Here is a 24076-nt window from a genome sequence, read left to right as displayed (position 1 = left end):
CGGACCACGGCCTTGCGGAGGGCTCATGTCGTCAAACGCCGCATGTGCGCGGGGGTTCCCAGCCTCACGGAACGCAGGCTTCAGACCATCAGGAGGCAACCACCACCTTGGTTCCCCACGCGGTGCAAACGGCCGCCAGATCGGCCGGCAGCGGCACATCCGTGAAGAACGTGTCGATATTGGCAAGCGACGCGATCCGTGCGGGGGCGCTGCGGGTGAGTTTCGTCTGATCCGCCACCAGGAACGTCTTGCGCGACTGGCGCAGGATTGCCTGGCTGACACTGACTTCCTGAATGTCGAAATCAAGCAGATCACCCTCGCGGTCGAGTGCGGAACAGCCGATCACGGCAAGATCGAACTTGAACTGCTTGATCGTTTCGGTGGCGAGATTTCCAACCAATCCGCCATCTGCGCGACGCAGTTGCCCACCGGTCAGGATCACGTCGCACCCGTGGTTGCCGGCCAGGATATTGGCGACGTTCATGTTGTTGGTCAGGACCATGAGGTTTTCATGGTGCATCAACTCCATCGCGACCGCCTCTGTCGAGGTCCCGATGTTCAGGAACAGCGAGATATTCCCCGGAATTTGCGCCGCGCAGGCCCGCGCGATGGCGCGTTTGGCTTCGGATTTCAGCGACCGACGTTCCTCGTATCCGATATTGGTCGTTCCAGAAGACAGGACAGCCCCGCCATGCACACGTTCGAGGCGGCCAGCTTCGGCCAAGTCGGTCAGATCCCGGCGGATAGTCTGCAAGGTCACACCGAAATGCTCGGCGAGCCCCTCAACCGTCACCTTTCCCTCCCGGCGCGCGATTTCGAGTATTTCGGGATGGCGGAACGTTTGCGACATCACTGGCCTTTCGTTTTTTCCCGAGCGCGATGTCTGGCCGGCACGGGTTTTTGAAAGACTCGCCAGAAACGCGCCAAAAAACAATCGAAAACTCTCAACGGCGCCTCTCGTGCTCTTTGCGGGCTGCAAGAGACCGCCCATGCGCGAGGTTTCTTTCGCTAGGGCGCATAAACGAAAGAAAACGAAAATAAAGCTTGCAAGACGTGACGTCAGCCGACATAACTGGCAATGCGACGCGGTTGGGGAGAAACGCGTGACTGAATCTTCGGACACAAAGGTATTGGACCTGCTGATCGTCGGCGGCGGGATCAATGGATGCGGTATTGCCCGGGATGCGGCCGGCCGTGGGTTGTCTGTCGCCGTGGTCGAAATGAACGATCTGGCCTCGGCCACCTCTTCGGCTTCGACCAAGCTGTTTCATGGTGGCCTGCGATATCTTGAGTATTTCGAATTCAGACTCGTGCGAGAGGCGCTGATCGAGCGCGAAACCTTGCTTCGGGCGATGCCGCACATCAGCTGGCCGATGCGTTTTGTGCTCCCTTATCATAAAGATATGCGGTTCGACTCCGATACGCCGACATCGAAACTTCTGGGCGTGTTCATGCCCTGGATGAAGGGGCGCAGGCCCGCCTGGCTGATCCGCCTAGGCTTGTTCATGTATGACCACCTGGGCGGACGCAAGATATTGCCCGGCACGAAAACGCTTGATCTGAGCGGCTCCAAGGAGGGTAGGCCGCTTCAGGAGCGTTTCACCAAGGCGTACGAATATTCCGATTGCTGGGTCGAGGATTCCCGGCTTGTCGTGCTCAATGCGAGAGACGCAGAAGCGCGCGGGGCGCAGATCAAGACGCGTACCAAGGTGATCAGTGCAGCCAATGAAAACGGGCACTGGCGCGTCGAAACGCGCGATACCGAAAATGGCGAATTGCAGACCTTTCATGCGCGGATGCTGGTCAATGCGGGTGGGCCCTGGGTTGGCGACATCATCCAGTCCAAGGTCAGGTTGAACTCGCGCGAAGGTGTGCGGCTGGTCCGCGGCAGCCATATCGTGACTCGCAGGCTTTATGACCATGACAAGTGCTATTTCTTCCAGGGAACCGACGGGCGCATCATCTTCGCAATTCCCTACGAGACCGATTTCACGCTGATCGGCACCACGGATGCAGAGCATAGCGACCCCTCGGTCAAACCCGAATGCACCCCCGAAGAGCAGGACTATCTGCTCGATTTCGCCAGCCAGTATTTCAAACAGCCCCTGAGCCGCGACGATGTTGTCTGGACCTATTCCGGCGTGCGGCCGCTTTACGATGACGGCGCCAGCAGCGCCACGGCGGCGACACGGGATTACACGCTGAAAGTGGATACCAGCGCGGGGGCTCCGGTTCTGAACATCTTTGGCGGCAAGATCACCACCTACCGTCGTCTTGCGGAAAGCGCGCTGGACAAGATCACCGCACAGCTTGCGGTGAACAAAGGGCGCTGGACCGCCGGTGTGCCGCTGCCCGGCGGGGATTTTCCGGTCGACGGGGTGTCCGGACTGATCGACGATCTGAAAGCGCGCTATCCGTTTCTGAGTGACTTCTGGGCGAAACGACTGGTGCGCGCCTACGGGACCGAGGCCGCCGATGTCCTTGGCGATGCGACAGATGCCACCGATCTGGGCCGCGACTTCGGGGCCACGCTGACGGAAACCGAGGTCGATTGGCTGATGACCCATGAATACGCGCGGACGGCAGAGGACGTGCTCTGGCGGCGCAACAAGCTGGGGCTGCGACTGAACAGCGATCAATCCCGCGCACTTGATGACTGGATGGCGCGTCATCGCCGTTCCGCGTCCGCGGCGGCGGAATAAGGAGGAGGACCTGATGACGCTGGAATTGAAGGGCGTGTCGAAGACCGTTGACGGGCTGACGCATATCTACACGACGGACCTGACGTTGGAGAAAGGCACGATGAACGTGCTGCTTGGACCAACCCTGTCGGGCAAGACCTCGCTGATGCGCCTGATGGCCGGGCTGGACGTTCCCGCGACCGGCCAGATCATCTGGAACGGAAAGGACGTGACAGGCCAGCGCGTTCAGGACCGCAAGGTGGCGATGGTTTACCAGCAGTTCATCAATTACCCGTCGATGAGCGTCTATGACAATATTGCCTCTCCGCTGAAGCTGATGGGCGTCGACAAGTCCGAGATCGACCGCCGTGTTCGCGAGAACGCCGAACTGATGAAGCTGACGCCGATGCTTGACCGCAAACCGCTGGAACTGTCCGGTGGTCAGCAACAGCGCTGCGCCCTGGCGCGGGCCCTGGTCAAGAATGCCGGGCTGGTGCTTCTGGACGAGCCGCTTGCCAACCTGGATTACAAGCTGCGCGAGGAATTGCGGGTCGAGATCCCCAAGATCTTCGAGGCTTCCGGTTCGATCTTTGTCTATGCCACGACGGAACCGGAGGAAGCGTTGCTTCTGGGCGGCAATGTCGCCACGCTCTGGGAAGGACGCATCACCCAGTTCGGCCCCACCCCGTCGGTCTATCGCCAGCCCATCGACGCCACCACGGCAAGGGTGTTCTCGGATCCGCCGATGAATTTCCTCGCCATTTCCAAGACCGGCGGACGCATCATGTTCGGCGACGGCCAAAGCGCGCCCGCCACGGGCAAGATCGCGGAACTGGATGATGGCCGTTACCTGGCCGGCTTCCGTCCGAATCATCTAGAAATCGGCAAGCATGAAACCGACGCGATGGAATTCAAGACCACGCTGTCCGTCACCGAACTGACCGGGTCCGAGACATTCGTGCATCTCGATCATCATGGCGAGCGATGGGTCGGCCTGATTCACGGTGTTCACAACCTGACGCTTGGTGACGAATTGAGCGTCTGGCTCGATCCCCGCCATGTCTATATTTTCGGCGAAGACGGCAAACTCGTTGCGCCTGCTGCCTATGCGCTGGCGGCCTGAGGGAGGACATCATGGCCAAGATCACACTCGACAATCTGGCACATTCATACCTGCCCAAGCCGGGCAGCGAGGACGACTTTGCCCTCAAGGAACTGAACCACGACTGGGAGGACGGGGCGGCCTATGCGCTTTTGGGGTCGTCGGGCTGTGGCAAGTCCACGCTTCTGAACATCATTTCCGGCCTGTTGCACCCGTCCCAGGGGCGCATCCTGTTCGATGACAAGGATGTCACCAACGCGCCCACAGCCGAGCGCAACATTGCGCAGGTGTTCCAGTTTCCTGTCGTCTACGACACGATGAGCGTGCGCGACAACCTGGCTTTTCCGCTCCGCAACCGTGGCCGGGACGAAACCTATGTATCTGAACGCGTTCAGGAAATCGCGCAGATGATCGGCATGGAGGACATGCTGAACAAGAAGGCGCGCGGCCTGACGGCGGATGCCAAACAGAAGATCAGCCTTGGCCGCGGCATGGTGCGCAAGGACGTGAACGCGCTGCTGTTCGACGAACCTCTGACCGTGATCGATCCGCACATGAAATGGGAATTGCGCACACAGCTCAAGAAGCTGCACCGCGATTTCGGCCACACGATGATCTACGTCACCCACGACCAGACCGAGGCCCTGACCTTCGCCGACAAGGTGGTGGTCATGTATGACGGCCGCGTCGTGCAGATCGGGACACCCCAGGAACTTTTCGAGCGCCCGGAACACACGTTTGTCGGCTATTTCATCGGGTCGCCCGGCATGAACGTGATCCCGGCGCGGATCGACGGCAACACAGCCTATCTGAGCGGTGCCCAGATGGAGCTGGCGCAGGAGTACAAACCCCTGGACGGCAAGGTCGAGATCGGGGTGCGCCCGGAATTCGTGCGGCTGTCGCAGACCGAGGGAATGCCGGTCAAGGTGCGCCGGGTCGAGGATGTCGGGCGCCACAAGATCATTCGGGCCGAATTCTTCGGGACGGACATCAACATCATCGCCGGTGAGGCGGATCCGGTCAGCGCCGACATGAACCGGGTCATCTTCGACAATGCCCATGTCAACGTCTACGCCAATGACTGGCGCGTGCAGGGGGAGGCCGCGTAATGAACAAGACCGTCAATCAGAAAGCATGGTTCCTGGTGCTTCCGGTACTCTTGCTTGTCGCATTTTCGGCGGTCATTCCGCTGATGACCGTGGTGAACTATTCCGTGCAGGACACCTTCGGCAACAACCAGTTCTTCTGGGCGGGCCTTGAGTGGTTCGAGGAAATGCTGAACGACGACCGCATGTGGGGCGCGCTTGGACGGCAGTTGATGTTCTCGGGGATCATCCTGCTGATCCAGGTTCCGCTGGGGGTCTTCGTGGCGCTCAATATGCCGAAGAAGGGTTTCTGGGCCAGCTTTTGCCTCGTCTTCATGTCCCTGCCCTTGCTGATCCCGTGGAATGTCGTCGGCACGATCTGGCAGGTGTTCGGCCGGGTCGACATTGGCCTTCTGGGTCACACGCTGGCCGCCCTTGGGATCGAATACAACTACACCAGCGATCCGTTCGCGGCCTGGGTCACGATCATCGTCATGGATGTCTGGCACTGGACCTCGCTTGTGGCGCTCCTGGCCTATGCCGGTCTGCAATCCATCCCGGACGCCTATTACCAGGCCGCCAAGATCGACCAGGCGTCACGCTGGAAGGTGTTCCGTTTCATCGAACTGCCCAAGATGATGGGCGTGCTGATGATCGCCATCCTGCTGCGCTTCATGGACAGCTTCATGATCTATACCGAGCCGTTCGTCGTCACCGGCGGAGGCCCCGGCAGCACCACCACGCTCTTGTCCATCGACCTTGTGAAAATGGCTCTGGGTCAGTTCGACCTTGGCCCGGCAGCCGCGTTCTCGTTGATGTATTTCCTCGTCATCCTGTTGATATCATGGGTGTTCTACACCGTGATGATCAACCTCGACAAGCGGGAGGGTTGATCCGATGACCGATGCAACCACCACCAGCATTCCCGGCGATCTGACAGCAGGCGGCACCAGGAAGCGTGTCAGGATCAACGGCTCGATCATCGTCATGGGGCTTTACCTTCTGTTCCTGATGCTGCCGATCTACTGGCTGCTGAACATGAGCCTGAAGACCAATACCGAGATCCTCAATTCGTTCACGCTCTGGCCTAGTGACCTGACGCTGGACAATTACCGGACGATCCTGACCGATCCCGCCTGGTACATGGGCTACGTGAATTCGCTGATCTACGTGACCATGAACACGGTGATCAGCCTCGCCGTGGCGCTGCCGGCAGCCTATGCATTCAGCCGCTATCACTTCATGGGCGACAAGCATCTGTTCTTCTGGCTGCTGACCAACCGGATGGCGCCGCCAGCGGTGTTCGCCCTGCCCTTCTTCCAGCTCTACAGTTCTGTCGGTCTGTTCGACACGCATATTGCCGTCGCGCTGGCACATTGCCTGTTCAACGTGCCGCTCGCGGTCTGGATCCTCGAAGGCTTCATGCGCGGTGTGCCCAAGGAGATCGACGAGACTGCCTATCTTGACGGCTACAGCTTTGGTCGCTTCTTCGTGAAGATCTTCACCCCGCTGATCGCATCTGGCATCGGGGTCGCCGCCTTCTTCTGCTTCATGTTCTCGTGGGTCGAACTGCTGCTGAGCCGCACGTTGACCACGGTGGACGCGAAACCGATCGCCGCGATCATGACCCGCACACAAGGGGCCAGCGGCATCGACTGGGGTGTGCTTGCCGCCGCCGGCATCCTGACCATCGTGCCCGGCGCTTTGGTGATCTACTTCGTCCGCAACTACATCGCCAAGGGCTTTGCCCTGGGTCGCGTTTGAATCCGGAAAGGGAGGATTTTCAATGGACTGGATGGCTTGGACCTGGCCGACCGCGTTGTTCTTCATCGTCATCGCGAGCCTTCTGATCACCTTCACGGTGCTCGCGATCAAGTTCCCGGAAACGCCCCGTACGGGCATCCTTCGGATCGAAACGACGCGGGGCGACCGGCTTTTCATCACCCTTCTGGGCTCGGCCTTCATCAATCTGGCCTGGCTCGGGATCGTGGGCACGGCACAGCCGTTTGCCCTCGTCGTCTGCCTGATCTACGCCGCTGCGGTCTTCCGCTGGGTGTAGCGACAGGCGCCGTGACCGGGAACGGAGGAACCCCGGTCACGCAACAACAAATCCTCGTTCAACGGTTCAAAATGGGAGGACAATACCAATGAACCTCAACCTGAAATCCACAACGGCAGCGCTGCTGATCCTCGCGGGTCCGGCCTTTGCCGACATGAACGCTGCGCGCGCGTTCCTGGACGAAGAGATCGGCGATATGTCATCGCTCGATCGCGCCGCCCAGGAAGCCGAGATGCAGTTCTTCATCGACGCGGCTGAACCGTTCCAGGGCATGGACATCAAGGTGGTCTCGGAGACGATCACGACGCATGAATACGAAAGCCAGGTGCTTGCTCCGGCCTTCACCGCCATCACCGGGATCAACGTCACACATGACCTGATCGGTGAAGGGGACGTCGTCGAAAAGCTGCAAACGCAGATGCAGTCGGGCGAAAACATCTATGACGCATATATCAACGACTCCGACCTGATCGGCACCCATTGGCGCTATCAGCAGGTGCGCAACCTGACCGACTGGATCGCGGGCGAAGGCGCGGACGTGACGTCGCCGACCCTTGATCTGGACGACTTTATCGGCACACAGTTCACCACCGCACCCGATGGCAAGCTGTACCAGTTGCCGACACAGCAGTTCGCGAACCTCTACTGGTTCCGCTATGACTGGTTCAACGACGAAAAGAACAAGGCCGATTTCCAGGACCAGTTCGGTTACGAGCTGGGCGTTCCGGTCAACTGGTCTGCCTATGAGGACATCGCCGAGTTTTTCACCGGTCGTGACCTCAGCCACATGGGCGTCGATGGCGAAGTCTTCGGCAACATGGACTATGGCAAGAAAGACCCAAGCCTCGGCTGGCGCTACACCGACGCGTGGATGTCCATGGCAGGCATGGGCGACGTGGGTGAACCCAACGGCCTTCCGGTCGATGAATGGGGCATCCGTGTGAACGAGAACTCGCAGCCGACCGGGTCTTGTGTGGCACGGGGTGGCGCAACCAACGCGCCTGCCGCAGTCTATGCGGTCGAAAAGGCGATCGAGTGGCTTGAAAAGTACACGCCGCCCGCAGCCGCTGGCATGACCTTCTCCGAGGCAGGCCCGATCCCGGCACAGGGCAACATCGCCCAGCAGATGTTCTGGTACACAGCCTTTACCGCAGACACCGTAAAGCCTGATCTGCCGGTGATGAATGAAGACGGTACACCCAAGTGGCGCATGGCCCCCAGCCCGCATGGCGTTTACTGGAAAGAAGGCCAGAAGGTCGGCTATCAGGACGTGGGATCCTGGACGCTGATGAAATCCACTCCGGTGGATCGGGCACAGGCGGCCTGGCTCTATGCCCAGTTCGTCACCTCCAAGACCGTGGATGTGAAGAAATCCCATGTGGGTCTGACCTTCATCCGCGACAGCTCGATCAACCACGAGAGCTTCACCGAGCGTGCGGACAAGCTGGGCGGTCTGGTCGAATTCTACCGCTCGCCGGCGCGTGTGGCATGGTCGCCCACCGGCACCAACGTGCCTGACTATCCAAAGCTGGCTCAGCTGTGGTGGCAGAACATCGGCGACGCCATGTCCGGTTCGAAAACCGCTCAGGAGGCGCTGGATTCGCTGTGTGCTGACCAGGAAAGCGTGATGGAACGCCTTGAGCGCGCAGGCGTGCAGGGAGACATCGGTCCGGTCATGAACGAAGAGCGGGACGCGCAGTACTGGTTCGACCAGCCGGGTGCGCCTTATGCCAAGCTTGAGAACGAGGACGAAGAACCCCAGACCATCGCCTATGATGAGCTGATCAAGTCCTGGCAGTAAGCTGCCTTTGATCGGGGCGCGCACTCCGCGCCCCGATCCCCACAGTCTCTTTTCCTGTTTGATCCTTTTCCATCGTCCTGAAAAACTGGACCAATAGAACACGTCACCAAGAGGAGGCCCGCCGCTCATGACCCATATCCTCGCCATCGACCAAGGCACGACATCGACGCGCGCCATCCTGTTTGACCAGACTCTGACCGTCATCGCATCGGCGCAGGAAGAATTCGACCAGCACTACCCCAAGAGCGGCTGGGTCGAACATGATCCGGCGGACCTGTGGTCCACCACGGCGGCAACCTGTCGATCCGCAATCGAAAAGGCCGGCAGCGGTGCCGACAGCATTGCCGCGATCGGCATCACAAACCAGCGCGAAACCACGCTGGTCTGGGACCGCGCGACCGGCAAACCGGTCCACAATGCCATCGTCTGGCAGGACCGGCGCACGTCTGATTTCTGCAAATCGCTCAAGGCGGACGGATTCGAGGAAACCGTGACAGCCCGCACAGGACTCCTGCTCGACCCGTATTTCTCGGGCACCAAGCTGGCCTGGATCCTCGACAATGTCGAGGGCGTACGGTCCCGCGCCGAGGCGGGAGAGCTGTTGTTCGGTACGGTCGACTCCTGGCTGGTCTGGAACCTCACTGGCGGAAGGCAGCATGTCACCGACGCCACCAACGCGGCGCGCACCATGCTCTATGACATCCACAAGGGGCGCTGGTCGCAAACCATTTGTGACAGGCTGAACATCCCCAAGGGCATGTTGCCCGAAGTGCGGGACTGCGCCGCCGATTTCGGCGAGACCCGTCCCGACCTGTTCGGTCGTCCGATCCCGATCCTCGGGATTGCAGGCGACCAGCAGGCCGCCACCGTGGGTCAGGCCTGTTTCGAACCGGGTATGCTGAAATCCACCTATGGCACCGGGTGTTTTGCCCTGATCAACACCGGCAAGACGCCGGTGCGCTCGGAAAATCGGCTGCTGACCACCATCGCCTACCAGCTGGACGGCGAACCGACCTATGCGCTTGAAGGATCGATCTTCATCGCCGGGGCCGTGGTGCAATGGCTGCGCGACGGGCTCAAGATCATCCGCGAGGCCAGGGAAACCCAACCGCTGGCGGAAAAGGCCGATCCGACCCAGAACGTCGTGCTCGTCCCGGCATTTACCGGTTTGGGTGCGCCCTACTGGAATGCCGAGTGCCGCGGGTCGGTCTTCGGGTTGACCCGCAATTCCGGGCCTGCGGAGCTAGCCAAGGCCGCGCTGGAAAGCGTGGGCTACCAGACCCGCGACCTGCTGGCGGCGATGCAGGCCGACATGGGCGGAACCGGAGACGCGGTTCTCCGGGTGGATGGCGGCATGAGCGCGTCCGAATATGCCATGCAGTTCCTCTCGGACATCATCGGCGCGCGGGTCGACCGGCCCAAGGTTCTCGAGACCACGGCTCTGGGCGCTGCCTGGTTGGCCGGACAACGCGCCGGGATCTACCCCGCCCAAGCCGAATTCGCCGCGCAATGGGCGCTCGATCGCAGTTTCTCGCCGCAGATGGAGGAAGAGACCCGCGAAGCCAAATACGCCGCCTGGCAACGCGCGGTCGATGCCACGATGCGGTTCTGAACACCGCCCTGCCGGGATCGCCACCAAGCCGGACAAACGGCTGGAGATCAAGCCGCTAGTTCCTGACGTAATACGCCATGCTGCACGCCCCGGTCAGAAGGTCCATCGGGTTCGACGGGTCCGGTTCCGGCAGTGGCGCGTCCTGCGCCGTGAACTGATACTCAAGAAGCGTGCCTGAGCTGACATGCGGCATCCTGGCCGGCATGAAGGCGACATAGGTGGCATGATCATATCCGCACATGAGCTGCATGGCGTCCTGGTTTCTGTCGGTGATCCGGAACACCCATCCACCCGGTCGGACCTGCTCGATTTCGTAGCGTCCGTTCCGTCCGAAATCCGCTACTCCGGACGACAGTCGGACACCATCCGGGCTGCTCATGTCGCTATGAGGAAACCATTGGCCGATCAGGGACGGCGGCATGCCCCCCGACTGCTCGGAAGGGAAAGAAGCCCGTGTCTTGAGAGCGTCAATCCGATCTGACATCTTTCGGGCAAGGCAGGTCTCGCTGCCCCTACAATTGTCGCGATCAGCAAGCCAGGCCCGCTGTCGGTCGAGCAAGTCCTGTCGGGCTTGAACCCCGAGTTCATTGCGCAAGGACGCATAGACTTTCGCCATCTCGCGATCGAGCCGCGACAAATGTGTTGACGAGCAGATCGCCACTTCAACGGGGGTGGATGCTTTGGCGCAATCGAAACTCGGCCCCTGCGCCATCGCGCCAGAGGCGGATAGGATCACGCCGAAAATGCTGAAAGGAACCCTCATCATTGCAACCTCGTTCTTCGTCATGAGGGTAGAATAAAAACCACCTCGCGTCACCGGTGCCGAATAGCCGGGAATTCATTTCAGGAGGAAAGACATTGACTTACAAGAGACTCTTTTTTGCAGCCACGGCTGTGTCCATGTTTGGAACAGGTGCCGCGACGCAAGAAAACGAGCTTGTTTCCGAATCGATCAACCGGTTCGTCGCCCAGTGCAGCAGTGCGATGGCGGAACCATCCGCGTTTTTCGAGTCCGCACGGTCACAAGGTCAGGGTGGCCCGGTCGCCGTTGCACGCGTTCCGGACGAGAAAATCTTCTGGGTCCTCGACATGACCCCGCCCGGAGAGGTCTATATCCATTTCGGCGAGATTGGTCAGAAGACCCGGGTGTATTGCACCACGGGGCTTTTCAACGTGCCGGAAGTACGGGACCCGTCCGCAACCAACCAGGCGTTTCTCGCATGGATGGATACCCAAGATGGCATGGATCGAACGGGCGGCGCTGTCGATCTGAAAGCCCTGATGGCAGGGGATGAAGGGAACACAGGCGAGCAGGTCGAACTGACCGCGCAGATCTATCAGCACCTGATCAACGGTTGGTCCGGCACCGAGGCCGTGGCCGAGGTCGTCATTCAGACCGGCATGATTGAAGTCAGTGCGCAGGTTATCCTGCCGACCAGTCTCGAGATCGACGACTGAAAACAGGACCCGGGCAAGACGCCGACTTCAGACAGGTCCGTCGTCCATGCGGGCAAAGGCATCGTGAATCGAACCGGCCTGGGTGATCCAGATCTCCTCGCGGTGTTGACAGATATGCGTCAGGGCCCGTCGGAGGTGACGGAGACGGTAAGGTTGACCGACAAGATAGGGGTGAAGGGCGATCCCCATCACCAGGGGTTGCGCCCGTGATTGCTCGAGCATCTCGTCGAAATTGTCGATGATCATGTCGGCGAACGTGGCGGCACCGTCCTTGCGCGCGACGATGGAGGGAATGTCGTTGGCCTCTTGCGGGTACGGGATCGACAAAAGCGGTCCGTGTTCCGTGCGCATCCAGATCGGTTGGTCGTCCATGCACCAGTTGAGTGTATAGGTGTAGCCTGCTTTTCTGAGCAGGTCCGGTGTGACCCTGCTTTCCGCGATCCAGGGTGACAGCCAGCCTTTCGGCGCCTTGCCTTCTGCCTTGGTCAGAACATCGGTGGCCTCGTGGATCAGAGTTTCCTCCTCCTCGGGCGACAATACGCTTTGACGTTCCGAATTGGTGCGACCATGACCGACAATCTCGTCCCCTCGCGCGCTGAATGCCGCCATGAGGTCGGGCGCATAATCGTACATCACCGAATTGGCGAGGACGCTGACAGGCAGATCAAATGCGTTGAACATGTCCAGCATGCGCCACGCCCCGACACGGTTGCCATAATCGCGCCAGGCATAGTTCAGGACATCCGGCTGCGGCCCGCCCGGTGCAAGCTCTGCGCCCAGCCCTTCGCCAAAGGCGAAATGTTCGAGGTTGAGACCGACATAAACCGCAAGCCGTTTGCCACCCGGCCACTCGTAGTCGGGTCTCTCCGTGATGGCGCTGTAGTCGTACCGGTCGTGGGTCGGCAATTCGATCATAAAGGAGCCTCGGCCAAGCCTGCCTTGTCCAGCAGAATTTCTGCGCTGTCATTCCAGACATGGGTGCTGACGATCTTGCCGTTCCGCACGACAAAGCTGTCCATGTACCGGTTTGTTTCAAAGGTCGTGCCGTCATGCCATGCGCCGTAAAGATAGCCGGTGTTGTAGACATGCACATCCCCTGTCGAGGCATCATAGGCGGCATCCGTGCGTAGGAACCTCTTCTTGACCCACTTGTAGCGCTTGGCGTTGAAGGCGGCGGTCTGGTCCGGGCCGGTGAACTTTCGCCCCCCCGTGAAGGTGATCTCGAAATCCTGTGCGACATAGGCCCGCGCACCTTCGGGATCGGGAACCATTGACCGTTCCAGATAGGCTTCGACAATGGCTTTGGCGGCGGTCGCCGGATCGGTTTTCTGGTCCATGATATCCTCGTTCTTCAGGGCAGGTTGGCAGAGCAATGGCGATGGCAGAAGCCCTTGACGACTTCGGCAGCCGCCGCGTTCATCATGCGGGCGTCGGCATTGGCATGGGTGATGCGCTCGGCTGCGGCAAGGGCGCGTTGGCGCAGGGCCGTTTCGTCCAGCGTCAGGATACGGTCCTCGGCAAAGACCATCTGCCCCGCGATCATCACCTCGCGCACGGCCGCCCCGGTTTCGGCCAGAACGATCTGATCCAGGGTCGCGCGCTGCGGCGTGTAGTGGCAATAGGTTTGATCCAGGAACACCAGATCGGCGGCCCAGCCTGTCGCGATCTGACCCAGTTTGTCGAACCCCAGCAACCGGGCACTGCCCTGCGTCGCCATATCGAACGCCTCTGTCGTGCGCACCCACTGCGCGGTGTCGATGGTCTGCGCGCGGCTGAGCGTCGCGGCAAGACGCATCGCCTCGAACATGTTCTGCCCGTCCGACGTGTTGCTGGCATCGGTGCCGATGCCCGTTTGCACCCCCGCATCAGTCAGACGGCGCAGCGGCGCAATGCCTGATCCGAGGCGCAGGTTGCTCATCGGGTTGTGCGAAATCCCGGCTTCGGCCCCCGCCAGCAGCGCCATTTCAGGGTCGGACAACCAGACCCCGTGCGCGCCACTGAAACGGGGCGACAGGATGCCAAGCGCTGATAGGTGTTCGGTCAGCGACGTTCCGAATTTCCGCTGTGCCATCACCTGTTGCAACCGCGTTTCGGCCAGATGCGTCTGTAGCGGGATGTCGATATCTGCCGACAGGTGCGCGCAACGCTGTAGGAACGGATCAGAGCAATGCAGCGGGATCGTCGGGCCGATACCGGGACGCACGCGATCCATGGGCACCGGCCAGTTGCGCAGCGCCTCGCCGCAAATCGCCATCGTGCTGTCCCAATCGGGCAGGGTCATCGCCGCAACCGCGTTTCTCAACGGGCCATCAAAACTGTCCAGCAGCCCCGGCAACGCCTGATAGATCGTCTGGTCCGCGATCATCGGCGCCACGACCGCCCGCAGGCCGACGTCATGATAGGCATGGGCCACCGCATGTGTGCCCTCGACTGTGGGACCGGGCAGCTCGATGAACAGATCGAAACAGGCGGTGCAGCCTTTTCGGATCAACTCGACTGCAGACAATTGGGCACAGAGCGCCAGATCGTCATGGCTGCGGCCAAGGTTCAACCAAGCGGACCCGGACAGGAAGGTTTCGAGAATGGCATCGTCCGGCACACCGCCGCGCGCCAGGGCTCCGTGCGAATGGGTGTGCCCGTTGACGAGGCCGGGGATGATGATGCGTCCGCTCGCATCCATCGGTTTGGCATCGGTGACCGTTTCGCCCTTTGGCAGGAAGGCCGCGATCCGGTCGCCCTCGATCAACAGCGACACATCGGCAAAGCTGTCGTTCTCGACAAGAACCTGCGCGCCCTGGATCAAAGTCTTGGTCATTCGTCCGCGATCCCCAGACAGAAAACATGCGCCAAAGCGGGGGCCCTGGCGCATGTGGCTTGCATGGCTTAGTTCAGCGTCACTTCGAAGGTGCGCGTGTCCATCGGCGGCAGGAACGACCGGTCAAAGATCTCCGACGCTTCGGGCAGACGATCGAGGCCATAGCCCTTGGCGACGATCTCGATTGACCGGGTCAGGCGTTCATCCACCAGATCGCCCATGCCGATCTCGGTCACTTCAGGCGCGTTCATCAGGTTGGTCAACGCAAACTCAAGCCGGGCGCGTTCGAGCTCGGGATCGACAAGGTTGTCGAAAGCCATGATCGCCTCGACCGAACTGTCCTGGTTGGCCGCGACTTCCATCGTAGCCTTGTTCACCGCGCGGACCAGACCAGCCACAGCCTCGGGGTTTTCCGCCAGCATCGCGCGCGACACCATCAGCCCGTTGGAATAAAGATCCATGCCATAGTCTTCGAAGTTGAACCAGTTGTAGTCATTGGCCGGGTCCTGTCGGTTGGCGATCAGATTGAACCAGCTCGTCGAGGTGAACACGAAAGCACCGTCGATGTCACCGCGGATCATCATCGGTTCTTGCAGGTTCGGTGCCATGTTTTCCTGCGCGACCTTCTCGAGGTCGATGCCGTTCAGTTCGGCAAAGACCGGAAACAGGCGGGTCGTCGGCGTGCCTTGCGCACCGCCCAGCGTCTTGCCCTCGAAATCGGCTGGCGATTCAATGCCTGCGGTCTTGGGTGTCACGATGGCAAAGGGCGGGCGGTTCCACAACTGGTAGACCATCACCGGTGCCTCGCCCGGACGGGCGGCGGCGTTCTGGATGATCGCGTTGATGTCGCCAAAGCCTGCGTCATAGGCACCGCCCATGATGCGCGTCACGGTCGCGGCTGATCCTTCGCCCTGATCGATGGTGACGTTCAGGCCCTCTTCCTCGAAATACCCCTTGTTCAGGGCCAGCAGGAAAGGTGCGTCGGATCCTTGGGTCTTCCAGCCAAGAGTGAAGCGGATATCGGTCATTTCCGCCAATGCGGGTGCGGCTCCGGCCAACAAGGCGAAGGCAGCACCGAACAGGGAATGTTTCATGAGGTCATCCTTTTTGATTGGAGGGACGTTGAGGGATTGTTTTCAGGTGATGGCGATGTCATTGCCGCGCGTCGCCCATCCCGTTACCCGGCGTTCCAGCATGGAGAACACGGCGTAAAGCGCGACCCCCATCAGAGCGAGGATAATCAAGCCGGCAAAGACCAGAGAGACCTGGAAATTGGATGAGGCGGTCATCATGACGTTGCCGATGCCCATGTTCGACGCCACGGTTTCCGACAGCACCGCGCCGACGAAAGACAGCGTGATCGCGACCTTGAGCGAGGCAAAGAAATACGGCATCGCGCGGGGCAGACCGACATTCCAGAGAATCTCGGTCTTGGACGCACCCAGCGTCTTGAGCACGTCTTCCAGTTCCGGTTCCGTCGTCGCGAGCCCTGTGGCGATGTTCACCACGATCGGGAAGACGCAGATCACCATCGCGGTCAGCACCGCGGGCGTGGTGCCCGACCCGAACCAGAGCACGAAGATCGGAACGACCGCGACCTTGGGGATCGACGAGAACCCGACAAGCAGGGGATAAGCCACCGCATAGGCGATCTTCGACGTGCCGACGATCACCCCCAGCGTCACACCGATCATCACCCCAAGCGAGAACCCGAACAGCGTCGAATACAGCGTTTGAAGGATATGCGGCCACAAAACCGGGAACCGCGTCCACATGGTCACCAGGATTTCCGACGGGCGCGGCAGAACGAGGTCAGACACGTTCAGAATGATGCACAGCAATTCCCACATCAGGAAAAAGCCGATGATCAGCGACGTCGACAGCAGACGGATGCGTTGAGAGTCGGTCATGGGACGTCCTTACGTGCTTCGGACTTGCGCGATCAGCTCGCGCAGGCCTTGGGTCATTTCGACGAATTCCGGGCTGTAGATCATGCCGATCTCGCGCGGCTGCGGGATGGTCACCGGCTCGTCCGAGATGATGCGCCCGGGACGCGCGCTCATCACGCAGATGCGGTTGGCCAGATACCCCGCCTCGCGCAGATCGTGGGTGACCAGCAGGACAGTTGGCTTCCGGTCGAGGTAAAGATCCTGCATGATCTGCCACAGCTCTTCGCGGGTGAACTGATCCAGTGCGCCGAACGGCTCGTCCAGCAAGAGCAGGTCAGGCTCGTGGATCAGCGCGCGACACAGGTTCGACCGCTGCAACATGCCGCCGGACAATTGCCACGGGTAATGATTGGCGAAGCCCTGAAGCCCGACCTGCTTGAGCAGCGCATGCACACGGTCGCGGAACGCCCCGGTCTTGTCCTTGCGATAGGTCTGCTTGAACGGCGAAACGATCTTGAGCGGCATCATGATGTTCCGCTCGATCGTCAACCAGGGCAGCATGGTCGGGTTCTGGAATGCCATGCCGATGCGCAGTTCCTTGGCCCTGGCTTCTTTCCCGCCGACCAGAACCAGGCCCGAACTTGGCTGGATCAGGTTGCTCACCAGTTTGAGGATGGTGGATTTGCCACAGCCCGAGGGGCCGACCAAGGCAAGGAAATCGCCGCGATCCATCCGGATGCTGGTGGGCGACAAGGCCGTGACTGCCGTGTCTCCGGTTCCGAAGACCACAGAGGCGTCCTGCAATTCCAGCGCCGGTCTGGGATGGACGCCTGCGGCTTTTGCCTGCGGCGGTGCGGGAGCGGGTATGGAGGCTGACATGTTCATGCCGCAGCACTAGCAGCAGCCGTGCCGAAAGTTGAAAACGGTTAAGTAAATGAAAATTGAATTATTTTGGGACTGCCTCATAATCGGGCGACTTTTCCCCGTCCTGAGCAAGAATGCCGCATATGCAGAGGTATACAATCTCTTGGCGATGGGCCCCTAGAGTGTCGATTCGACAGCCGTCACTGCGCTTCGGATCATTTCCACCACATGCCGGCGACGGTGCTGCCGCCACTCCTTGCCGGATACGTCGCAGCCGAAGGTGGCCGATAAGGTGTGACTGGCGTTGATGTGATGCGCGCTCAGCGCAACGATGCTGACATAGAGTTGCAACGGGTCGAGCCCTTCCCGGAATGCGCCCTCCGCATGGCCGCGCGTCAGCACATCCGAGATCTTGTCGAGAAACGGTGTGGACATCTTCTGGATCTCGGGCACCTGGGCGATGAAGCGCCCACCCAGTAGGTTCTCGCTTCGCGTGATCGCCAGAAAGGCCGTATTGCTTTCGAAGAAATCGAAAGTCGTCTCGGTCAGTCGTTTGATAGCGTGTTCCGGAGGAAGCGTATCGAGATGAAGTTCGTCTTCGCGGGCGCGGATTTCAGAATAGATCCTGCTCAAGGCCGCCGTATACAGACGTTCCTTGCTTTCGAAATAATGGTAGATCAACCGCGCATTGCAACCGGCCCTCTGCGCGATCTGGTGAACTTTCGCGCCATCGAACCCGTTGCTTGCGAACTCACTCAGAGCAGCTTCGAGAATCTGCCCTTTGGTTCGTTCCGGATCCCGCGTTCGGACAGGCGTCGCGCTGGAAAGTGACTTTCGCATGCTACAGCGCTAGCAGCGGGCGACACCCTGTCAACCCTCATGACCTTCGGAAAGGAGCCGGATCCATCAGGACTCGCTTGAATTCACGAAGGTCAGAACCGGCCATTCACCCTGTCTTATGGCCGATTTTGCCATCCACCCCGACTGTTCACCGAATTGGGCGCGGCACCAGATGCCGTCGGACGTGGAAAAGCAGAGATTGACCATCACTTCGGATCCTGCGGGAACCGCACCGATGGTGGCTGCCTCTCGGCGGGGTTGACTTCGAACATTCAAGTCTACCAAGACATCGATATTGCTCGGACCTTCGGCAAGATCCGGGGCCTGGGTCGCGGTACTTTGAGCACAGGTATCGGTGTAACCAAGGAAATAACACCTGTGGCGTGATATGGCCTTGACCAGATCTGCCTTGGCCCCGCTTCCTGCCTCGCGTTCAAGAATGATCGCATCGGGATCGCCAAAGAAATCCCCTGTGAGACGCGTGGGCTCTCCTCCAAGTTCGGCCAGTGGCTCACCGTCCGGCGATCGCAAGAGGATCTTTCCCTCTTCAATGCGCCACAAAGAACGCGGCAGGATGGAGGCTGCGCAATTGGCGCCGATATCGCTCTGGCGCCAGCCCGGATCGATGCTGGAAGCCTCTTCGAGCCGGATGCGACAAGGTGATGAGTCGGTCGTGAATTTTGAATCCACCACGATCCAGTCACCCGAGAACGCCTGCACCAATTCTTCTTCGGTCTGGGCATGCGCTTCGTCAGCCCCGATGGCTGAAGCAAGAAGGACGATTGCGGCAAGGGAAAAGCGTGGGAGACGCAGAGGAGGTGTCATATGGGAATTCATTCTCAGAGTTAGTCGCTGACTTTTTGTTGGATGCTGTGGGTTATGCTGTGAATTACGGTATCATCGTGTCGAACCATCACTTCGATGTCGACGACGCCTTCCGACCCCACCGATATCCCTGCCTGTGCGACACGCAATGTCTGTCCTTTGGATATTTCCAGCGTTCTGGACTGTTGCGTGCGCATATTGCCGTTCACGTCCGTCTTTACGACGACAAGGCTCGCCCCCACGGTTACGCTGTCGTCAGACAGGCCTCGGACGTAAGCAGAAACGGTCATTCCCGTTTCGGTCGGAGTTATCTCAATTTGACCCGTCGCAACCGGGCCGGCCATGGCGTTGGTCGCACACGCAACAAGACTGCCCGCAACAAGCCACCGCAAGCTCGGTGAAATGCGATCCCACCCCACACGCATCACGGCGACTGGAACGTGGTGAATTGGCTTTGGACGATGGTGATCTGTCCATTGACGTTACTGACGACGCTTGCCGGGATGGAGGTGGTTACACCATTGCCCTGTACAGTGTATGAAACGTTCGCGTCCTGCACGCCGCTGACCTCCAGTTCCGTCATGTTTCCATTGCCGAGTTGGATCAGTTCGCCACTTGCACCGAGATCAGAAACCGACAAGACGCCCGTATTCTGGTTTCCTTCTTGAACGATGACACCCAGAGCCGCCTCGTTCACGAGGATGGTCGCCCTGTTGTCATTTCCGAATTGCTCAAGACCGGCCTTCCCACCATCACCTTTCAGGGCAATCGACGCAGTGTTTCCGGCACCTCTTTGTGTTGCCTTCGCGCCTCCACCCGAGATGGTGAGCAGGTTCTCCGAGAGCGCTACAGAGGATGCTTGCCCGAGAGTTGTGGCAAACGTGTTCAGGTCGACTGGGCCAAGTTCCGACAGGTCAAGCTCAAGCTCTCGATCCAGAGAGATACCACCAACAGTCGAGTTGCTTGCGGCGCTCTGATCAATGATCAGCGTATTGCTCCCCCCCGCACTCGTGGCGATTTGCTCAACGAGCACTGAATTCCCGCTTCCGGCAAATGTCGTGCCGGAAAAGAACGTGGCCGCCAGAACAAGCGCGGCGAATGGGGATTTTTCAAAAAGGTTCTTCATGGTGCGAACTCCAATCAATACACGTCCTGCCTAGCACGGCTATTGTGAAATCGCCACTGTGTTTGCAGAACCGGACTGCCTTACAGAGACAGTATCACCGCGACCAAATTGTTGAATGGCCGTCATATTAAGTCGACCCGAAACATTGATCGTGGCGGTCCCGGTCATGCCAGATTGCGTCACGGCGACCTGGTTGTCCTTACCTGTGATGGTGATGTCCAGGAGATGCCCCTCGCCAAGCTGCATCAGCGCGTTTGGGCGCAGGGTGGACGAGGTTTCGCGCAACCAGGTCGGACGATCACTCAATGCATCCGCTCCGTTCAGAATGAGGGCTGCGCTGTTGCGCGCTTGCGGAGATTGCCAGACCGTCACTTGGGCTTCTGTCGTGTCGCCCCTGAGAAAAAGCGTGTTTTCGTCGCTTTCGGAGCTTGCAACCGGTGTCGGGGGCATGGCTGCACCCGACACAACGGATAGCGCGAATATTTGGACAAAAAAACCGATGCGCATTCTTGCCTCCTGTAGCTGCACTCGTCCCTTTCAAGACAGCATCCAGGAATGGCAAAAAAACGGCAGCAAAGGCACGGTTGAGTGACCTCCATCCACATCCGGAATGGATGCGGCGAAGGTCGCTTCCGCTACCCGAGAACCTCGTTTGGCGCCGCGGGCGGCGGCGGGTTCGGCGGAGACGGCTCGGGCGTGTTTTGTCGCATCCGAACCGGCGCAGCAGCAGCACGCCTGTACGGCAGTGTCTGAGGTATGTTCGCCGCTTGTTCGGTGTCGGGACGCGGGCTGACGACATCGCGGGGGACATCGCCGTTGAACAGCTGGCTGCGATAGCCTGCGACGAAGCGGGCCTGATCTTCGCTGTTCTTGAAATGCCAGATGCCCCGTGAAGCGCCTTCAGCGATCAGCCCCATGACCGCTTTTTCCACAGCCTGCTGAACTGCGATTTGACGAGGTTCGTTAGTGGCAATGCCGACCTCGGCTTCGAGTAGCTTGTCCAACTCGACGAAACGGAACACGTCCCCCTGCCCCTTGATCGACGCAAGCGGCTTGCGCGCCACGACGCTGGCAAGAACTTCACCCGTTTCGGTTGAGACCGCCCGCAAGCTGACGCTGACGATATCGTATTTCCATTCCGTATTGGCACCGATGCCAAGGAATCGCGCACCCGCACCGCCGGTCTGAAGATTGGAATCGTATCCGATAATGCCACCGGTGACGATAATCCCGGCATGCATCAATGGTCCAAGCACAGATGGGTTCACCGGACTTTCGCCGCGATACTGTTCACGCATCCGCTCGACAATCTGGCGCTCCTGAACGACATCCTGAAGGCTTTCGCGGTCGAGCACGGTGAACCAACGGCCATGGCCTGCATCCTGGAGAGCCTTGATCAGAAGCGGCGCGCCGGCCTGTGGCACGGCCCGCGACAGCGACTGAACAAGATCCCGCTCCTTGTATTGGCCGGTCAGGTCCGGAAAACGGTATACGGACACCACCACGCGATTTACAGGAGGAGCAACCTCGCGCAACGCAAGGTTCTGCGCCGTGAGGTTTCCAACGCTGGCCGGATTCGGGCCTTCGTAGAATTGATCGTTCCTCGCACAGGCTGAAATGGCCATCGAGAGCCCCAGAGCAAGCAGGAGCCGTGCGGATTTTCCAAATGCTCGCGGCAGATGCGTTGAATTTATCAACTCGATTTCCTTTACATGCGGACTTCTGTGAGCGCCGTCTAATTCTGCGGTTTGCGTTGATGCGTCAGCCGCCAGTTGTCACCAGCTGTGGAACCGTGATGGTCGTCGATGTGCCGTCAAGCGCGTCGATGATGTTCAGTGTTATCGCATCGGCGGAGCGGTCGAAGGTGATCGTCGTGTCTCCGAATTCGACCGTGCCCTGGTCCTGCGGCGTGTCGCCGAAGATCGCGGCCGTCACCTCCGCCGAAAGCGCCGAGAGCAAACGGCCTTCCAACTGCCGGACGAACAGGTCGGCACGAGTATCGCGCGCATCATCGACGCCCCCCGCATTCCCGCCAAAAACGTCGTCGTTTCTTTCTGGTGCCGTCGCCGTACGCTGGGCGTTCGCGGTCGAAAGCAGATGGCCGCTGTAACCAGGGTTGCCGCCGAAGCTGGGATTTAGGAACTGAAAGCTCAGATCCTGCGCCATCGCGGGCGACATGCACGACATACAGGCGACAAGGCCTGCAGCCATTATCCTCGATGGCCTGTAATTCACGGTGATCTCCCATTCGGCAAAAAGACGCTCATTGGCCTTCCTGCTCAAAAAATGGTTCATTTTCAAGGAATTTCGATGGCGGCCGCAGGAGTCTCAGCATCGCAAGGTTGCAGGAGTGCCTTACCGGCAACACTCGAAAGTGTGTCCTTTGCGGCATCTCGCCTGCCCTTGAGGCGCGTCGATGCCAGGCTCATGCGCCCAAAAATCTCGCAACTGCAACTTTTCAGATCACAGGCTTGAAGCGGCGCAAACGGCGACCACGAACCGGCCACTTCGAATCAAGTTGCTCTACCGTCAAACGAAAAACAACAATCCTCCCACAGAAGCAGTTCTGTGGCTGACGCGGAAACGCGTCAGCACAAATTATACATCCTAAGAAAGTAGACGTTTGATTTGACTCTACTTAAGCAAGAAAATTGTCAAAAAGATGGCCGCAAGCAGGCAAAAAACAGCCAAGACTGTAGAAATTCGTGGCGAGTTCTGAAAAGTTAACGGCGGGGTTGTGATGAACGGGAGGAGTGTCACTTTAACTTGTTAACAGTCTGACGCCGATCGGTGGCACCTTGACGCGAAATCGAACGCTCAAGTTCGCCCAGAGATCAAATCACCCAAAATCCCTTTTTTACCAACACGGTAATGGGGCCGCTTCGGCCACCAAATGGCCTTTTGCGGGCAACGTAAACAGCTGCCAATTCGAACAAATCCGGGAACGATCCAATGAACCTTACAAGACTTCTTCTCACCTCGACCACTGCACTTGGTCTTTCGATGACGACCGCCTTGGCCGATGGCAATGACGCGTTCCTTGATCAGATAGGAACTGATAACTCGGCTTTGATCGAACAAAATGGTTCGAACGCAAGCGCTGGTGACAGTAACCCGCAGCGCCGCATGACTCAGGACGGCGACGACAATGTACTCGTGATCCTACAGTCTGCAGAGGGACGCGTGGGCACGGGTTCCAACTACGCTCAGAACAATCTTGGCGTCGACCAGTTGGGCGATCGAAACCTTCTCGACGTAACGCAGGATTTCGGGTCGCGCGTATTTGAAGTGCAGCAGAATTCGAATGGCGCGACGTCACCGGTCATCGATGTCGCGAACACTGCAACGATCGTCCAGACAGGCAATATGCGCGTCAGTCGTGTTCGGCAAACTTACACGGGCAATGGCGCGTCCGGCACCGGCAACAGCCTGACGGTGACACAATCGGGTGGTGAGTTCCAACAAAGTGGCATTGGCGATTTCAACGGGTTCAATCCAGCCTTTGCAAAACAGGGCGTCTGGCAGGAAGGCACGTCGAACAGCGCAACGGTCACCCAGATCAACGCAGGGCAGAGTCTCTGGCTGCTCGATCAACTCGGCGAAACCAACAGCTTCACCCTGACCCAGGGAGGCGGAAACGGGAACAAATTCCAGACTGCCGAGCAATTCGGGAACGACAACGTCGCGACCTTCGAATTTAGCGGTTCCAACAATGGCAATGGCACGCTCTCCGGCGCGGCTCTCGCATCGGGCGCGCCCAACCGCAGTCTTCTGCAAAATGGCGACGGTAACATGATGGCGATGACGGTGCTCACGGTCACTGTGCCGACACGCGGAACCTTGAAGAGGGACATGCGCAGGCAGCTGTCGCCAATTGTGGTGAGAGCAATGACCAGAATGCTGTTGACGACTAAGGACG

At 59.5% G+C, this 24076-nt stretch carries 25 protein-coding genes and 1 pseudogene; 10 read left to right on the top strand and 16 right to left on the bottom strand.

Annotated features, from left to right (window positions below):
• Positions 1 to 88 precede the first annotated feature (88 nt).
• On the bottom strand, positions 89 to 850 hold the full coding sequence (locus LCF60_RS04035; protein ID WP_292289823.1) for a DeoR/GlpR family DNA-binding transcription regulator: 762 nt from the start codon (positions 848 to 850) through the stop codon (positions 89 to 91).
• A gap of 253 nt (positions 851 to 1103) precedes the next feature.
• Between LCF60_RS04035 and glpD the strand changes: the two genes are divergently transcribed.
• From glpD to glpK, 8 genes are all read left to right on the top strand, one after another.
• Positions 1104 to 2702 carry a glycerol-3-phosphate dehydrogenase gene (gene glpD / locus LCF60_RS04030; RefSeq protein WP_292289821.1) on the top strand — a complete coding sequence of 533 codons (1599 nt, stop codon included), beginning with the start codon at positions 1104 to 1106 and terminating at the stop codon, positions 2700 to 2702.
• Positions 2703 to 2715: 13 nt separating this feature from the next.
• Positions 2716 to 3804 carry an ABC transporter ATP-binding protein gene (locus LCF60_RS04025; protein ID WP_292289820.1) on the top strand — a complete coding sequence of 363 codons (1089 nt, stop codon included), beginning with the start codon at positions 2716 to 2718 and terminating at the stop codon, positions 3802 to 3804.
• An 11-nt stretch (positions 3805 to 3815) separates the two neighbouring features.
• Positions 3816 to 4892, top strand: coding sequence for an ABC transporter ATP-binding protein (locus tag LCF60_RS04020; protein ID WP_292289819.1), 1077 nt, complete (start codon positions 3816 to 3818; stop codon positions 4890 to 4892).
• Entirely contained in the window at positions 4892 to 5761 is an 870-nt protein-coding gene (locus LCF60_RS04015) for a sugar ABC transporter permease (RefSeq protein WP_292289817.1), read from the top strand. Before LCF60_RS04020 ends, LCF60_RS04015 begins: the two co-directional genes overlap by 1 nt.
• A gap of 4 nt (positions 5762 to 5765) precedes the next feature.
• On the top strand, positions 5766 to 6632 hold the full coding sequence (locus LCF60_RS04010) for a carbohydrate ABC transporter permease (RefSeq protein WP_292289815.1): 867 nt from the start codon (positions 5766 to 5768) through the stop codon (positions 6630 to 6632).
• A gap of 22 nt (positions 6633 to 6654) precedes the next feature.
• Complete coding sequence (locus tag LCF60_RS04005) at positions 6655 to 6927, top strand: DUF2160 domain-containing protein (RefSeq protein ID WP_292289814.1); 273 nt, start codon at positions 6655 to 6657, stop codon at positions 6925 to 6927.
• 88 nt (positions 6928 to 7015) lie between these two features.
• Positions 7016 to 8728 carry an ABC transporter substrate-binding protein gene (locus tag LCF60_RS04000; protein WP_292289813.1) on the top strand — a complete coding sequence of 571 codons (1713 nt, stop codon included), beginning with the start codon at positions 7016 to 7018 and terminating at the stop codon, positions 8726 to 8728.
• A gap of 127 nt (positions 8729 to 8855) precedes the next feature.
• Positions 8856 to 10340, top strand: a complete 1485-nt coding sequence (gene glpK / locus LCF60_RS03995) for a glycerol kinase GlpK (protein WP_292289811.1) — start codon at positions 8856 to 8858, stop codon at positions 10338 to 10340.
• A gap of 55 nt (positions 10341 to 10395) precedes the next feature.
• Here the strand turns inward: glpK and LCF60_RS03990 are convergent, their stop codons facing one another.
• Positions 10396 to 10719 carry a hypothetical protein gene (locus tag LCF60_RS03990; protein WP_292289809.1) on the bottom strand — a complete coding sequence of 108 codons (324 nt, stop codon included), beginning with the start codon at positions 10717 to 10719 and terminating at the stop codon, positions 10396 to 10398.
• 93 nt (positions 10720 to 10812) lie between these two features.
• Positions 10813 to 11052, bottom strand: a pseudogene (locus LCF60_RS24585) (lysozyme inhibitor LprI family protein); the annotation flags it as partial.
• Positions 11053 to 11159: 107 nt separating this feature from the next.
• Here LCF60_RS24585 and LCF60_RS03985 point away from each other — a divergent pair.
• The gene (locus tag LCF60_RS03985; protein WP_292289808.1) at positions 11160 to 11798 is read left to right on the top strand and encodes a hypothetical protein; all 639 of its coding nucleotides are present in this window, start codon (positions 11160 to 11162) and stop codon (positions 11796 to 11798) included.
• A 27-nt stretch (positions 11799 to 11825) separates the two neighbouring features.
• Here the strand turns inward: LCF60_RS03985 and LCF60_RS03980 are convergent, their stop codons facing one another.
• From LCF60_RS03980 to LCF60_RS03920, 13 genes are all read right to left on the bottom strand, one after another.
• The gene (locus LCF60_RS03980) at positions 11826 to 12713 is read right to left on the bottom strand and encodes a polysaccharide deacetylase family protein (RefSeq protein WP_292289807.1); all 888 of its coding nucleotides are present in this window, start codon (positions 12711 to 12713) and stop codon (positions 11826 to 11828) included.
• Positions 12710 to 13135, bottom strand: a complete 426-nt coding sequence (locus tag LCF60_RS03975) for a nuclear transport factor 2 family protein (RefSeq protein ID WP_292289806.1) — start codon at positions 13133 to 13135, stop codon at positions 12710 to 12712. The genes LCF60_RS03980 and LCF60_RS03975 overlap by 4 nt, the downstream gene beginning before the upstream one ends.
• A 14-nt stretch (positions 13136 to 13149) precedes the next feature.
• Positions 13150 to 14613: an amidohydrolase family protein gene (locus LCF60_RS03970; RefSeq protein ID WP_292289805.1), complete on the bottom strand. Its 1464-nt coding sequence runs from the start codon at positions 14611 to 14613 to the stop codon at positions 13150 to 13152.
• Positions 14614 to 14681: 68 nt separating this feature from the next.
• Complete coding sequence (locus LCF60_RS03965; protein WP_292289803.1) at positions 14682 to 15707, bottom strand: ABC transporter substrate-binding protein; 1026 nt, start codon at positions 15705 to 15707, stop codon at positions 14682 to 14684.
• Between the two features lie 42 nt (positions 15708 to 15749).
• On the bottom strand, positions 15750 to 16523 hold the full coding sequence (locus LCF60_RS03960) for an ABC transporter permease (RefSeq protein ID WP_292289801.1): 774 nt from the start codon (positions 16521 to 16523) through the stop codon (positions 15750 to 15752).
• A 9-nt stretch (positions 16524 to 16532) separates the two neighbouring features.
• Positions 16533 to 17387: an ABC transporter ATP-binding protein gene (locus LCF60_RS03955; RefSeq protein WP_292289798.1), complete on the bottom strand. Its 855-nt coding sequence runs from the start codon at positions 17385 to 17387 to the stop codon at positions 16533 to 16535.
• Positions 17388 to 17543: 156 nt separating this feature from the next.
• Positions 17544 to 18206, bottom strand: coding sequence for a TetR/AcrR family transcriptional regulator (locus LCF60_RS03950; RefSeq protein ID WP_292289796.1), 663 nt, complete (start codon positions 18204 to 18206; stop codon positions 17544 to 17546).
• Between the two features lie 66 nt (positions 18207 to 18272).
• On the bottom strand, positions 18273 to 19043 hold the full coding sequence (locus LCF60_RS03945) for an SH3 domain-containing protein (protein WP_292289794.1): 771 nt from the start codon (positions 19041 to 19043) through the stop codon (positions 18273 to 18275).
• Positions 19044 to 19051: 8 nt separating this feature from the next.
• On the bottom strand, positions 19052 to 19375 hold the full coding sequence (csgH, locus tag LCF60_RS03940) for a curli-like amyloid fiber formation chaperone CsgH (protein ID WP_292289792.1): 324 nt from the start codon (positions 19373 to 19375) through the stop codon (positions 19052 to 19054).
• 80 nt (positions 19376 to 19455) lie between these two features.
• Positions 19456 to 20157 (bottom strand): hypothetical protein, encoded by a 702-nt coding sequence (locus tag LCF60_RS03935; RefSeq protein ID WP_292289790.1) that lies wholly within the window; start codon positions 20155 to 20157, stop codon positions 19456 to 19458.
• A gap of 39 nt (positions 20158 to 20196) precedes the next feature.
• Positions 20197 to 20664 carry a hypothetical protein gene (locus tag LCF60_RS03930; RefSeq protein ID WP_292289788.1) on the bottom strand — a complete coding sequence of 156 codons (468 nt, stop codon included), beginning with the start codon at positions 20662 to 20664 and terminating at the stop codon, positions 20197 to 20199.
• 128 nt (positions 20665 to 20792) lie between these two features.
• A complete protein-coding gene (locus LCF60_RS03925) occupies positions 20793 to 21782 on the bottom strand; it encodes a CsgG/HfaB family protein (protein WP_292289786.1) in 990 nt (329 codons plus the stop codon).
• Between the two features lie 136 nt (positions 21783 to 21918).
• Positions 21919 to 22452: a curli assembly protein CsgF gene (locus tag LCF60_RS03920; protein WP_292289784.1), complete on the bottom strand. Its 534-nt coding sequence runs from the start codon at positions 22450 to 22452 to the stop codon at positions 21919 to 21921.
• 657 nt (positions 22453 to 23109) lie between these two features.
• On the opposite strand from LCF60_RS03920, the gene LCF60_RS03915 reads away from it, so the two are divergent.
• On the top strand, positions 23110 to 24076 hold a 967-nt coding region (locus LCF60_RS03915), incomplete at its 3' end, for a hypothetical protein (protein WP_292289782.1).

This window comes from Marivita sp. (assembly GCF_020055635.1).
GTDB lineage: Bacteria > Pseudomonadota > Alphaproteobacteria > Rhodobacterales > Rhodobacteraceae > Marivita.
The sequence above is the reverse complement of the archived record's forward strand: the minus strand, read 5'-3'. Positions and strand labels throughout refer to the sequence as shown.